This is a genomic window from Bacillus kwashiorkori (assembly GCF_001375515.1).
Lineage (GTDB): Bacteria > Bacillota > Bacilli > Bacillales > Caldibacillaceae > Bacillus_BK > Bacillus_BK kwashiorkori.
In genome coordinates this window covers 30753-45531 of record NZ_CTDX01000012.1, presented here as the reverse complement: position 1 = coordinate 45531, position 14779 = coordinate 30753, and the positions used below count along the sequence as shown (strand labels likewise).

General features: G+C 35.7%; 10 protein-coding genes. 6 read left to right on the top strand and 4 right to left on the bottom strand.

The window, feature by feature from the left end:
- The first annotated feature begins 144 nt into the window (after positions 1-144).
- Positions 145-1419, top strand: coding sequence for a Glu/Leu/Phe/Val family dehydrogenase (locus BN1242_RS03415; RefSeq protein WP_062351309.1), 1275 nt, complete (start codon positions 145-147; stop codon positions 1417-1419).
- A gap of 221 nt (positions 1420-1640) precedes the next feature.
- On the opposite strand, the gene BN1242_RS03410 is transcribed toward BN1242_RS03415, so the two are convergent.
- Positions 1641-1976 carry an acetate and sugar kinases/Hsc70/actin family protein gene (locus BN1242_RS03410; protein WP_062351306.1) on the bottom strand — a complete coding sequence of 112 codons (336 nt, stop codon included), beginning with the start codon at positions 1974-1976 and terminating at the stop codon, positions 1641-1643.
- 831 nt (positions 1977-2807) lie between these two features.
- On the opposite strand from BN1242_RS03410, the gene BN1242_RS03405 reads away from it, so the two are divergent.
- On the top strand, positions 2808-3173 hold the full coding sequence (locus BN1242_RS03405) for a hypothetical protein (protein ID WP_062351303.1): 366 nt from the start codon (positions 2808-2810) through the stop codon (positions 3171-3173).
- Positions 3174-3342: 169 nt separating this feature from the next.
- On the opposite strand, the gene BN1242_RS03400 is transcribed toward BN1242_RS03405, so the two are convergent.
- The gene (locus tag BN1242_RS03400; protein ID WP_062351300.1) at positions 3343-5058 is read right to left on the bottom strand and encodes an ABC transporter ATP-binding protein; all 1716 of its coding nucleotides are present in this window, start codon (positions 5056-5058) and stop codon (positions 3343-3345) included.
- A gap of 307 nt (positions 5059-5365) precedes the next feature.
- Between BN1242_RS03400 and pepT the strand changes: the two genes are divergently transcribed.
- Both pepT and katA read left to right on the top strand, forming a co-directional pair.
- Positions 5366-6601, top strand: coding sequence for a peptidase T (pepT, locus tag BN1242_RS03395; RefSeq protein ID WP_062351297.1), 1236 nt, complete (start codon positions 5366-5368; stop codon positions 6599-6601).
- A 300-nt stretch (positions 6602-6901) separates the two neighbouring features.
- Positions 6902-8356 (top strand): catalase KatA, encoded by a 1455-nt coding sequence (gene katA, locus BN1242_RS03390; RefSeq protein WP_062351293.1) that lies wholly within the window; start codon positions 6902-6904, stop codon positions 8354-8356.
- Between the two features lie 117 nt (positions 8357-8473).
- On the opposite strand, the gene BN1242_RS03385 is transcribed toward katA, so the two are convergent.
- Positions 8474-9130, bottom strand: a complete 657-nt coding sequence (locus tag BN1242_RS03385; RefSeq protein ID WP_062351290.1) for a peptidylprolyl isomerase — start codon at positions 9128-9130, stop codon at positions 8474-8476.
- Positions 9131-9611: 481 nt separating this feature from the next.
- Between BN1242_RS03385 and uraA the strand changes: the two genes are divergently transcribed.
- The gene (gene uraA, locus BN1242_RS03380; RefSeq protein ID WP_062351287.1) at positions 9612-10904 is read left to right on the top strand and encodes a uracil permease; all 1293 of its coding nucleotides are present in this window, start codon (positions 9612-9614) and stop codon (positions 10902-10904) included.
- A 178-nt stretch (positions 10905-11082) separates the two neighbouring features.
- Here uraA and zupT read toward each other — a convergent pair whose 3' ends face one another.
- Positions 11083-11883: a zinc transporter ZupT gene (gene zupT, locus BN1242_RS03375; RefSeq protein WP_062351284.1), complete on the bottom strand. Its 801-nt coding sequence runs from the start codon at positions 11881-11883 to the stop codon at positions 11083-11085.
- 862 nt (positions 11884-12745) lie between these two features.
- Here zupT and BN1242_RS03365 point away from each other — a divergent pair.
- Complete coding sequence (locus tag BN1242_RS03365) at positions 12746-14758, top strand: LTA synthase family protein (RefSeq protein WP_062351278.1); 2013 nt, start codon at positions 12746-12748, stop codon at positions 14756-14758.
- Positions 14759-14779: the final 21 nt, after the last annotated feature.

The following is a 14779-nucleotide window of genomic DNA, read 5'->3' as shown; positions in this document are numbered from 1 at the left end:
CCACTACATTCAGAACTTTATTAAAGTGATGGATGATTTTTATGGTACAATTTTTATACTACCTTTGATTTGCTATTATTATGTAATTGTGTTAAAATATTTCTATTATTCTTTTAATTTAACATTTTAGAATGGAGAAAAGCGATGCCGTTTGATAAAAATCAACTTTTAGTAGAAGAAGATACGAACCCATATCATATTGTACAAAGACAAATAGATCAAGCTGCAGAAATAATCGGCTTAGAACAACACGTTATTAATATTCTGAAAAAACCAAAACGGGTATTATCGGTTAGTTTTCCAGTGAAAATGGATGATGGATCTATTAAAGTGTTTGAAGGGTACCGGTCTCAGCATAATGATGCCCTCGGTCCAACAAAAGGCGGGATACGATTCCATCCAGACGTTACCTTAGACGAAGTAAAGGCTTTGTCAATGTGGATGACTTTTAAATGTGGTGTTGTAGGTCTGCCTTATGGTGGCGGTAAAGGCGGTGTCATTTGTGATCCGCGGCAACATAGTAAAAGTGAAATCGAACGAATTAGTAGAGGTTACATGGAAGCTATTGCTGATATTGTCGGTCCTGATCGTGATATCCCTGCCCCTGACGTTTATACGAATTCACAAATTATGGGTTGGATGATGGATACGTACAGCAGAATGAAGGGAGTATTTCAGCCTGGTGTCATTACCGGAAAACCATTAATTATTGGCGGATCAAAAGGACGGAGTGAGGCAACAGGTCGTGGTTGTGTTTATACAATTTTACAAGCATTACAAATGAAGGGTATGGAAATTAAAAATGCGACTGTTGCCATTCAAGGTTTTGGCAATGCTGGTCAAATTGTCGCTGAATTACTATCAGAAGCTGGAATGAAAGTAGTAGCTATTAGTGATTCAACTGGTGCAATCTTTTCCCCTCAAGGTCTCGATGTGAACCTCGTTAAACAATACAAAAATACATCATCTATTTTAGATTACCATCACTGTAATATAATGGAGAACCCAGAAGAACTGCTTGAACTAGATGTTGACGTATTAGTCCCTGCCGCGTTAGAAAATGTGATTACGAAGAAAAATGCAGAATACGTCAAGGCGAAAATCGTTGCTGAAGCAGCAAACGGGCCGTTAACACCAGCTGCTGATGAAATTTTATTCAAAAAAGGAATTACGGTTATTCCTGATATTCTTGCCAATGCTGGCGGAGTTACCGTTTCTTATTTTGAATGGGTGCAAAACATGATGAGCTTCTATTGGAGTGAAGAAGAAGTTAATCAAAAGTTACATACGATGATGATTAATGCTTATGAAAAGGTTACTGCTACAGCCAATGATTATGCCATAGACTTACGCAAGTCTGCGTTCATCATATCTCTCAAACAAGTTGCAGAAGCGATGGTAGCACGGGGATGGATTTGAATTGGTAAATTATTAGAGTGTAGTAACTAACTAAATTAGTGGGATTTTTCCTTATTCTCCACTAGTTACAGCTAAAAAAATGCGCGCATAATAAGGGGGAGTTTGCGCATAAATTGAAAAATCCGCGCATAACGTGGGAGTTCGCGCATAAATCGACAATTGCAATTTTCCTAATCGTAAATAGCCAATCGTATTGGCAAATTGACTCTCGTTAATGTACTTTAAGCGATTATCAAAGTGGGGCTGGATAACAAGTTCAAATAAATCCCCCCACCTCCTGCGAGAAATATCGCATCAAAAAAATCCACTTCCTCGACCCAAACGGATTTCATGCGGTCGGCTATAATGGTTGCTATTGCTTGTTTACTAGATTCAATCGTATTGGCAAAGTCTAACCGATTGCCCCGATAAGTGATAAAGCCATTCTTCAAAATCCGTGACAGATGGAACTCATTCAAATCTGCCCCTCCTATTTGTTGCTTATAGGCTTGTTTAATTTGTTGATGGAGGTTCACCACCCCTTCATCTAAAGGAACAAAGGAATGGTCTGGTTTCACTTAAACTTCAACTATTAGATTGGAATAATAAAATAAGTTTAATATATACAGTATTCTTTCACTTATTAGATAAAAAACAGCAGATCAACAATGAGTATTTATTGAAATCCACTGTTCTCTCTTTTTTCTGTAATTTTTGTTATCCTGCTCTATTTTTCTCAACTAAATAATTACCCATACTTCCTATAAGTTTTTAAAAGAACTTTTTCCTTTGGGAATTTATTAAATTTTTTTAAATAAATGGTATTATTAATTCATTTGTGATACTATAATAATATATTTATATAAAGATATTATAATTAATTTATGTTTAATAACATCACGATTGAAAACGTTAACAATTAAGGTACCCCATTTATCGTTGGTTACTATCCATGTTTAAGGCATTAAAAATATGAGAGGAGAATTAATATGGTTAAGCTCAACATAAAAAAGTTCCCATTTATTTTTTTACTTGTTCTAGGCATGATTTACAAGAATTATTAACCCTATTAATTATTATAATATCCAAAGGAAAGTTTAACGATGAGTTCTTCAAATTTATCTTTATGGAATAGCTATAATAATAGATTCAATGAGAACGAAGATGAAAATAATTATACTTTAGGCACAAAGATTTTTGTTATTCTGGAATAAAAATTAAAATTAACAGTTATTTATAATTTATAACCACACCTGTCTATCCCTGGAAAACCTATATGCAATGATAAAATTTGGTTATATTATTATATTGCAGAATTTGAATCTAGTGAAAGAATAATAAATAACGCGCAAGGTACAAACATTCCACTTTTTTGTGCCTTAAGCGAAATGAAAGGAATAGAGATAATCATGAAAAAACGGTTGTTATTGCTCACGCTTATATTTACCATATGCCTGTCCGTTCTTTTCTTCATAAGTATCTCTAATAAGGATAAAGAACATAACGAAGCTAGAATTTCAGATATTATTTTTGTGAAAAAGTGGATGGATTTAGAGTTTGAAGAGGATCCAAAAGGTTATTTTTTCTTACAAGGATATATACCAGAAGGATATTATTTACCAGGCGATGAACATGAATTTATTTTTCAAGTGGATGATGAAAGAGTCTATAATTTAATTCAACTAGATCAACTTTATGGTGTTCGATACAGTAGAAATGAAAATCACAGTAACTGGTATATTTATGGAATTCAACACACGTCTAGACCAAATTAGTTTTCCTAATGCTCCATTCGAAAGGGTTATTGTTATGAATCTTATGCAAGCTAAGCTACGTTATTAACTTAAAGCGACAATGTTTCCAAATATGCTCATCTGAAAGGAAACGGTCATTTATTTCTTTATTTAATTCAAGAAATAAAGGACCGTTTTTATAATCAATTAATTAACGCTGAAATTGTACTTCATGCAATTTCGCAAAGATTCCGCCCCTGTTAATTAGTTCATCATGGGTTCCTTCTTCGGAAATTCCTTCTTCCGTAACGACGATAATTTTATCTGCACCGCGAATCGTTGCCAATCTGTGGGCGATAACTAAGGTGGTACGATTTTCTGCTAATTCGTTCAATGCTTGTTGAATAATCATTTCTGTTTCTGTATCTAAAGCAGATGTTGCTTCATCCAAAATGAGAATCGGCGGGTTTTTCAAAAACATCCTTGCAATAGCAATTCGTTGCTTTTGCCCTCCAGATAGCTTCATACCTCGTTCACCAACTTGTGTTTCTAACCCATCAGGTAATGAAGCAATAAAATCCACTAAATGAGCTCGTCTTGCCGCTTCAATGATTTCTTCATCAGTTGCATTCAATTTGCCGTATGCAATATTTTCCTTTAATGTCCCAGTAAATAAAAACACATCTTGTTGTACAATACCGATTTGCGAACGTAATGATTGCTTCGTCATCTCCCGCACATCGATTCCATCAATAGTTATACTGCCTTCATTGACATCATAAAATCTGGGAATAAGCGAGCAAATAGTTGTTTTTCCAGCACCAGATGGGCCAACAAAGGCAACAGTTTGTCCTGCTTCAATCGACAAATTAATTTGATTTAATACAGACTTATTATTTTCATAGCGGAATGATACATTATGGAAGTCAATATCACCGCGCAAAAACGGAACCTCCACCGCATCGGTACGATCCACTACATCAGGTTCGGTATCAATTAACTCGGTAAAACGTTTGAATCCAGCCATACCCTTTGGATATAACTCCATTAACGCACTTATTTTATCAACTGGCTTAAACAGCACATTAACATATAATACAAATCCTACTAGCTCCCCATAAGATAACTGGTCATTAAAACTTAACCAAGCCCCGACAACTAGCACCACAAGTGTAACAAAACGAGTCATCATATAGATACTTGAATTCGTATATGCCATTACTTTATATGCCTCTAGTTTTGCCTTGCGAAACTTTTTATTATCTGTGGAAAATCTATTAATCTCGTAATTCTCATTTGTAAATGATTGTACAACCCGTACTCCGGATACACTATCTTCTACGCGAGCATTAACGTCCGCAATTTTTTCATACATCTTCTTCCAAGCACGGTTCATGCGAATATTACAAAAAGTAATTACCCAGACGAGGAAGGGGATGACAATAATCGTTACTAATGCTAGCTGAACATTGACAGTTAGCATAATCCAAAATGCACCAACTAAAGTCATAATTGCAATAAAGAAGTCCTCAGGTCCGTGGTGAGCAAGTTCACCAATATCAAATAGGTCGTTCGTAATACGACTCATGACATGGCCTGTTTTCGTGTTATCAAAAAAGCGGAAAGATTGTCGTTGTACATGGTTAAAAAGCTGGCTGCGCATATCTGTTTCAATGTTAATCCCCAATTTATGCCCTAAATAATTAACAATATATTGTAAAAAAGTGCTCATAATATAAAAAGTAAGCAATCCAGCACTAACAGAAATTACAGCGGTCCAATTTCCAGACGGCAGCAAATCATCAATAAACCACTGCACTGCAATTGGAAAAGCAAGCTCCAATATAGCGACGATTACCGCACTCGTAAAGTCAATCGTAAATAACTTTTTATGTGGCTTATAATAAGATAGAAATCGACGAATCATCGTATGTCTCCTTTTAGTTTGTATTTTAGTAGGGTAAATGGGTAAAAATATTTCGTAACTCAAAATGTTCACGAATAATATTCTAACGTAATTTTTTTCAGATGGCTATAAAAGCGAATAGATTACCCATTTTTACTCTAGTAAAAGAATCGAATCATTATGGAGCTTTCTCGAAGTTTTTAAGTGAGTTGTTTAACTGCTAGCAGCCAACATTGATTTTCTTTCTGAAACAGACATAAAATTTTAACTTCATAAAAAAGATAAAAAGTGTTATGATAAAACTAAAATTTTTAGGAGATGAAGCAAAGTGAAAGAAGCTTTAATTAACCGATTAATTACATATGCGAAAGTAGACACACAATCTAACGAAGATAGCCAAACTTGCCCTTCCACTCCTGGACAATGGGATTTATTAAAATTGTTAGTAGAAGAATTAAAAGAAATCGGTATGAAAGATGTATCAATAGATGAAAATGGCTATGTAATGGCAACTTTACCAGCCAATACAAATAAAGATGTCCCGACAATTGGCTTTTTAGCTCATGTTGATACCGCTACTGATTTTACCGGTAAAAATGTAAACCCACAAATTCACGAAAACTATGATGGCGGGGAAATCATTTTAAATAAAGATTTAGGGATTGTGTTATCTCCCGATGCATTTCCTAACTTAAAAAATTACGTTGGGCAAACATTAATAACAACTGACGGGACAACTTTACTCGGAGCAGATGATAAGGCCGGAATTGCGGAAATTATGACAGCAATGGAATATTTCATTCAACATCCCGAAATTAAACACGGAGAAATCCGCGTAGCCTTTACGCCTGATGAAGAAATAGGTAGAGGTCCACACAAATTTGATGTGGAACGATTCAATGCAAAATATGCATATACGATGGATGGTGGTCCTCTTGGGGAACTTCAATATGAAAGCTTCAACGCCGCCGCTGCAAAAATTACGATTAAAGGCAACAATATCCACCCTGGTTCTGCGAAAAATAAAATGGTCAACTCGATTAAAATTGGAATGGAATTAAACAGCCTACTACCAACAGAAGAAGCTCCAGAATTCACAGAAGGATATGAAGGATTTTACCACTTATTATCCTTTTCTGGTGATGTGGAAAAAACAAATTTGTACTATATTATTCGTGACCATGACCGAAATAAATTTGAAGCGAAAAAAGCTACATTAACGAATGTCGTTGAAAAATTACAAGATAAATACGGGAAAGACACGCTTATTATAGACTTGAAAGACCAATATTACAACATGCGCGAAAAGATTGAACCAGTCAAAGAAGTATTTGATAATGCTTATGAAGCAATGAAGCGACTACAAATTGAACCTGTTATCGAACCTGTTCGCGGCGGTACGGATGGTTCCCAACTTTCCTTCATGGGGCTACCTACACCAAATATTTTCGCTGGCGGGGAAAATATGCATGGCAAGTTTGAGTACGTATCAGCCGAAACGATGGTAAAAGCTACCGAAGTGATCATTGAAATCGCGAAAATTTTTGAAGAAAAAGCGAACTAACGTTAAGTCTGTTATTTTCATTTAAAAGGTGAATAACTTGTTAAAAGGATAATTATTATTATCAATTAGTTGACCGCAAATGATAATATCTCCCACCCTAGCAATTGTTAAGCAAAACATTTGCTAGGGTTTTTTGTTGTAAGATGCGTTTTATTTGTATTTTCTGGTAGTAACATTTATACTAAAGTTAGTTTCAGTTACGTAATAATAAGTTCTAATTTAAAATTATTATAATAAAGTATTGATTTTTATATTAAATTTGGTATGATAGAGTTTGATAATAATAGAGGGGTGATGTAAGTGGTTAATAACCGTTTAACAACTAGTTGGGGTGCTCCTGTTGGAGACAACCAAAATTCAATTACTGCCGGTTCTAGAGGCCCAACATTAATTCAAGATGTACATTTATTGGAAAAACTAGCACATTTCAATCGTGAGCGAGTACCAGAGCGAGTAGTTCATGCGAAAGGTGGCGGGGCTCATGGTTATTTTGAAGTAACTAATGATATGTCACCATATACGAAAGCAAAACTTTTTAACGGGGTTGGTAAAAGAACACCATTATTTATCCGTTTTTCCACTGTTGCTGGGGAACTAGGTTCTGCAGATACAGTACGTGACCCACGTGGTTTTGCTGTAAAATTTTACACAGAAGAAGGTAACTACGATATTGTTGGTAACAATACACCTATTTTCTTTATTCGTGATGCCATCAAATTCCCAGACTTTATACACACACAAAAGCGTGACCCAAAGACACATTTGAAAAACCCAACCGCTGTATGGGATTTCTGGAGCTTATCACCTGAATCTCTTCATCAAGTTACATACTTATTCGGTGATCGTGGACTGCCATTAACATGGCGGCATATGAATGGATATGCAAGCCACACATTTAAATGGGTGAATGCAGAAGGGGAAGCTGTCTGGGTGAAGTATCACTTCAAAACGGATCAAGGGGTTAAAAATATGGATCCGGAGCTTGCAGCTAAAATTGCCGGAGAAAATCCAGATTATCATATTGAAGATTTGCATAATGCGATAGAAAAGGGTGACTACCCGTCTTGGACATTATATGTACAAATTATGCCGTTAGAAGATGCTAATACGTACAAATGGGATCCATTTGATGTAACAAAAGTATGGTCCCATAAAGATTATCCGTTAATCGAAGTTGGTAAGATGGTACTTAATCGCAATCCGGAGAACTATTTTGCCGAAGTGGAACAAGCAGCATTCTCACCTGGTACATTAGTTCCTGGGGTAGAGACATCACCAGACAAAATGTTGCAAGGTCGACTATTTGCATATCATGACACTCAACGTTATCGTATCGGCGCGAACTTTAACTTGCTTCCAATTAATCAGCCAAAAGTTCCTGCAAGTAACTATCAACGAGATGGCTTTATGAATCCTAGTACAAATGGTGGTGGTTCTGTCTATTATGAACCAAATAGCTTTGACGGACCAAAAGAAGATCCAAATGCTAAAATTGTACCATTTGAAGTGAGTGGGGTTGCTGATAGTGTAAGCTATGATTCTGACGACCACTATACGCAAGCTGGGGATTTATACCGCTTAATGAGTGACGAAGAAAAAACTCGTCTTGTAAATAATATTGTAGCATCTATGAAACTAGTAACATTGGATGAAATTAAACAACGCCAAATTGAGCATTTTTATAAAGCAGATCCAGAATACGGTGCTCGTGTAGCAGAAGGATTAGGTTTGCCAGTACCAGAAGCTGTAAAATAATCCACTGTATGAATATGGCTATACAAAATGTAAATGTTTAACCCAAGAATGCTTACAACATTCTTGGGTATTATTATTTATGATGCATTTGGTAGATGGAATTTTATATGTATCCCCTTACTCTACTTTTTTCACTTCTGGATAAGTTACACCGAACGTATTTACCTTAACCTTTTTCATCACTTGATCTTTCAGAGGCTTATCGTTTGCATCCCGCTCCACATTAACAATTCCATCAACAACATCCATACCTGATATAACTTTCCCAAAGGCTGCATATTCTCCGTCTAAATGAGTGGCTTCCGCAACCATAATAAAGAATTGTGAACCAGCGGAGTTTGGATCTGGTGTCCTAGCCATGGATACGACACCACGTTCATGTTTTAAATTATTCTCAAAACCATTCGCCGAAAATTCCCCCGCGATTTGATATCCTGGGCCGCCCATACCCGTTCCTTGTGGGTCACCACCTTGAACCATGAAGCCTGGAATAACGCGGTGAAAAATAACTCCATCATAATAGCCTTCTTCAACTAATGATACAAAGTTAGCCACGGTATTAGGTGCGATATTAGGGTATAACTCCATTTCAATTTTTCCACCGTCTTCCATTTCAATCGTAACAATCGGATTTTTTTCCACCGCATCCATTGTATTTTCACCACTCTTTTTGTCCTCTGTACTATTATCTTGTCCTTTCGTGCCGCAGCCAGATAGTAATAACAATACCGCTAACATTATTGCAGCAATGCTTTTTTTATTTAACACCCTCATCAGACATCCTCCTAATTTCATAAAATAATCTAAGTATTACTTTTTATAATACTGAAAACATAATGGATTAGACAAACATTTTGTTATATAGTTTATCTATTTCCCCGAAACATACATCGTTACTCCTTTTGAATCTACTAAAATAATAATTATTAAATATACTAATTTTTTAAGTTGACTTTTTCGGTTATACCTGCCATAATAGCAAAGACAAATGAATGTGAACCTTTAATATCAGTCCCGTGAGGCTGGCAAGGTTATCGTAGTGATAAATGATCAACAATTTTATGCCCATTAGTACGGTATTTACATGGGCATTCCCTCACCTTGCCAATTACTGGTAAGGTGTTTTTTTATACGTATTTCCAAAAATTCAACAGACTTTTTTAAAACTTAAGTATATCCAACTTCTTGCAGCCGTTCAAAGGTCATCCATTTGTCAAAAGATGATTATTACTAACTATTGTGAGGAGAGGATTTCATGAGACAAAGAGAAATACAAGTCGATGAACGATTACCATTTTGGCAAAGCTTACCATTAAGTTTTCAACATTTATTTGCAATGTTCGGTTCAACAGTGTTAGTACCAATTATATTCGGGGTGGATCCAGCAACGATTTTACTAATGAATGGAATCGGCACATTACTTTATCTATTCATTACGAAAGGAAAAATTCCCGCTTACTTAGGATCAAGTTTCGCCTTTATTTCCCCAGTTAGTGCCGTTTTGCTTAAGTATAAAGGAACAGGGGTAGAAGGCTATTCTTATGTGTTAGCAGGGTTTCTTGTCGTCGGAATCGTGCTCATACTAGCTGGGCTTATTGTTAAATATGCTGGAACGAAATGGATTGATGTCATTTTTCCTCCGGCAGCGATGGGAGCAATTGTAGCAGTTATTGGTTTAGAGCTTGTACCAGTAGCGGCAGGGATGGCTGGTTTAATTGCGCCTGATAATGCTGGCAGTAATTGGCGACCAGATCCAGATATTCTAACGGTATCTTTATTAACATTGGCAATTACCATTATTTGTTGGGTAACAATGCGCGGATTTTTAAAAATTATTCCTATCTTAATCGGCTTTGTTAGCGGCTATATTATTGCCTATTTCTTTGGGTTAGTGGATTTTTCTAGTGTCCAAAATGCTGCAACCGTATCATTACCACAGTTTTACCAAATGAAATTTAACTGGTCGGATATCTTAATTATCTTACCTGCTGCGCTAGTACTTATTCCAGAACATATTGGTCATTTAGTTGTTACTGGTAATATTGTTCAAAAAGATTTAGTAAAAAATCCTGGACTCGACCACTCCTTTATCGGAAATGGAGTATCTACTATTATATCGAGTTTGGTCGGTTCGACGCCTAATACAACGTACGGGGAAAATATCGGTGTATTAGCGATAACGAGAGTGTATTCTACATGGATTATTGGCGGGGCGGCGATTATTGCGATTATTATTTCCTTCTTTGGAAAATTTTCCGCTTTGATCAGTGCTGTTCCAAGTCCAGTTATGGGCGGTATTTCCTTGCTCCTATTTGGTATGATTGCGATTAGCGGAATTAGAATGTTAGTAGAGGCAAATGTAAATTATGCGAACTCGCAAAATATGATTTTATCATTAATTGTTTTAGTAATTGGCATTAGTGGCGCGACCATTTATATCGGACCGGTAGAAATAAAGGGAATGGGGCTTGCAACCATTATTGCGATTATTTTAAGCTTATTCTTTAGACTATTAGATATTTTAAAACTATCCAATGAAGAGAATTAAAACTAGGGTTATGAAAAGGGGTTAAAATATAGAAACAAAAGGCAAATAGGAAGGAAAAAAATCCAAACTATTTGCCTTTCATTTTTATCATACTTATTCGTTATATGATTAAAAAGAGTCTCCAATACGAAAACTCTCTGCGGGACGAAAGTGAAGAACAACAACTAAAAATTCATCCCTATATAAATAACAATAAGCTAATCGCCATCACAGCCATCCCACCAATTAACCCGTAAATTGATGTATGTGCTTCTTCATATTTTTTTGCAGCTGGCAATAATTCATCTAAAGAGATAAATACCATAATCCCAGCCACAGCGGCAAAAATAATTCCAAATACCATATCATTTAAAAACGGCATTAATAGAAAGAAGGCAAATAAGGCACCGATCGGCTCAGATAAGCCGGACAAGAATGACAATTTAAAAGCTTTCTTTCTACTTCCAGTTGCATAATAAATTGGTACAGAGACAGCAATTCCTTCTGGGATGTTGTGTATTGCGATAGCCGCAGCAATGGCAATTCCTAATTTTGGATCTTGCAGTGCAGAGGTAAATGTTGCTATTCCCTCAGGAAAATTATGAATACCGATAGCAAGGGCAGCAAATGTCCCCATTTTTAGTAAAGCCGGATCTTTTACAGGAGCATTCATATCCTCTACTTTCTTTAATTCATGAGGATTATTCTGTTTCGGAATAAATTTGTCAATCAGCGCAATTAATAGCATTCCCCCAAAAAAACCGATAACGGTGAACCAGCTTCCTCGCTCTAAACCTAAAGCTTTTACTAACGATTCTTGTGCCTTTGGAAAAATATCAATCATAGAAACATAAATCATTACTCCTGCCGAGAAACCGAGGGCAAAGGATAAAAATTTTGTATTCGTAGATGAAGTAAAAAAGGCCAGCAGACTGCCGATTCCAGTTGCTAAACCAGCCACTAATGTTAAGCCAAACGCTAGCAATACATTATCTGTCATATTTTTCTCCTCTCAAAACCTCAGAACTATTATTCATTATTTTATGTTTCCATAAACATTTGGTACTAAAAAAAGCTTTAACAAATTTTATGAAAATTTATCTTAGTTGAAAAAAGTTGCCCTTGGTAAAGATTATGAGGCAAGCCTGTCATTAATGCAACTTTTATTAAATGCCTTTCTTACAAAACTTCATATTTTTTCCAAATAGTTTATTTTCGCTGAAGTTTTGCTTTTCACTATACTCAACCTAGGAAATACATAAAAACAAGGATTGATTAAAAGGAGCCCATTAAAAGACCGTTTTCTCCTACATTACTATCGTTCATAAGGCGGTATTGCTTGAATCTTTACTATATTTACAATAACAACGGTGTCCTCTTTAAGTTCGTCCAAGTTCCAATAAAAAAAACCAACCCCGTAAAAGGAGCTGGTTTCGTACGAATAGAAGAGCCACATTTGCCGTATTGGAATAATGAAGTTTTAAAACCACCACTCCTTAAAGTGGGTGTTCGCAGAAGCTTTCCTGCTTGACCTCTATGTCGTATAGACGGAGGTTTGTCATTCCCTGCTTCAATCTAAAACTCCCTATTACAGTAACTAGGTTAAAAACTTATTAACTGTACGAACAACGTAGCTTGTATTTTTATAATAGTGCTTTTTCGTGAAAAAATCAATGTAAAATTTTTGAAGCACCTTGGGAATATATTCCACCCTTCTTAAAAGTCGGTAATTGCCATAACTTTCCAATGTATTTCCAAAAATTTAAATAAAGTTATTGTACAGATGTAACATATTGTCGATTTCCTCGTCAAGAATATTAAGGAGAACTTTTTCTTCTTTAGTTATGAAAGGGTGAGTGGAAATGAGGAAAGAGTTGCATGATTTTTATTTACTGTTCTTTTTTATATTTGCCTTTGGATTTTCAGAAGTGATCTTTCGTCTTGGAACGACTGGGAAAATCTTCTCCGTCCATTTTTTATTATCGTTTATTTTTATCCTCACTTTCGCTGCCATAGCATTTCTTTTAAGCAGTTTATTTAATAAAACAACCAATTACCTCATAGCATGCTTTTTTTTGGTCATCATTGGATGTATTTATTCATCCCAACTAATTTACTTCGATTTTTTCAAAACATATTATTCCATCTTTTCTGCAAGTAATGCAGGTCAAGTATTGGAGTTTTGGAATGATATTTGGGCGGCAGTTGGTAAAAATAGCTTTTGGCTCATTTTATTTTTTCTACCAGCACTATTTTTACTAATTATCGGAAAACGAATATTTCCATTTAAGCGAGCTAGAGGAGTTTCTACTATCTTTCTTATTTCGTGCATCGTTAGTTCTTATATGATCGGGATAACAACTATTTTCATGGAAAGTCATGAACAAAACTCTGCCTATGACTTATACTTTCATACGAATGATCCAATCCTTTCTGTTGAAAAACTGGGGATATTAACCACGATGCGGCTCGATTTACAAAGACAAATTACCGGATGGTCCCCAAAACTACATGCCGCTTCTCCTGTATATCCTAAACTACCGTCTGGCAAAAAAGAAAAGACGGACTCTATTCAGGATGAAGGGAATTTGACAAGAAACGATAATATAGACTCATCGGACAAAGAGGTAAAGCCAACCATTACCTTTCAAACTTTGCCGATTGATTTTGATAAGTTAATAAAAGAAGAAAAAAATCCAGAGATAAAAGAAATGCACCAATATTTCTCTTCTGTTCCACCAACGGAGAAAAATCAATTTACTGGTAAGTATGCAGGGTATAACGTAATTGTCCTGACAGCAGAAGGGTTTTCCCATTTAGCTGTACAAAAAAATGTCACACCAACGTTATATAAGCTTGTCCATGAAGGAGTTTATTTTCCAAATTTTTATAATCCGTTATGGGGTGTTAGTACATCTGACGGAGAATATGTTGCCAATGTTGGTTTAATCCCGAAAAGTGGAGTTTGGAGTTTTTATCAATCAGGGAAAAATAAGCTCCCATTTGCATTAGGAAATCAGCTAAAGAAGTTAGGTTATAAAACTGTCGCCTACCATAACCATACTTTTGATTATTATCGGCGTGATGTTTCGCATCCGAATATGGGATATACGTATAAAGGGGTTGGGAATGGTTTAAAGGTGAAACAAACATGGCCCGAGTCAGACTTGGAAATGATGGATGTAACGATTTCGGAATATATTGATACAGAGCCATTTCATGCATATTACATGACTGTTAGCGGTCATATGCAGTATTCCTTTTCCGGAAACTATATTGCTTATAAAAATCGGGAATTAGTGAAGGATCTCCCTTATAGTGAACAGGCAAAGGCATATTTAGCAACTCAAATTGAGCTTGATAAAGCTTTGGAACGAATTTTACAGGAACTTGAACAGAAAGGAATTGCGGATAAGACGTTAATTGTTTTAAGTGCAGACCATTATCCGTATGGACTAGATAAAAAAACAATTGATGAGTTAGCGGGACATAAAGTAGAAGAGAATTTTGATCTTTATAAAAGTGCATTTATTTTATATACGAAAGGTATGGAACCTTTGACTATTGATGAGCCTGTTTCGAGTTTAGATATTATTCCGACTGTCTCTAATTTACTTGGGTTACCATACGATTCCAGACTCTTAATGGGGAGAGATGTTTTTTCAAATGCAGAGCCGCTCGTTATTTTTCAAAATAAAAGTTTTATTACGAGTAAAGGACGCTATAATGCCGTGACGAGGGAATTTTATCCTGTTAAAGGGGAAAAAATTAATAGTGACTACATTAAGCAAATCCAAGCGATTGTGAATAGTAAGTTTTACTTTTCTACAAAGATTCTTGATACTGATTATTACTCTAAGTTGCCAATCCATTAGATTAACGATGAAAAAAAGCTG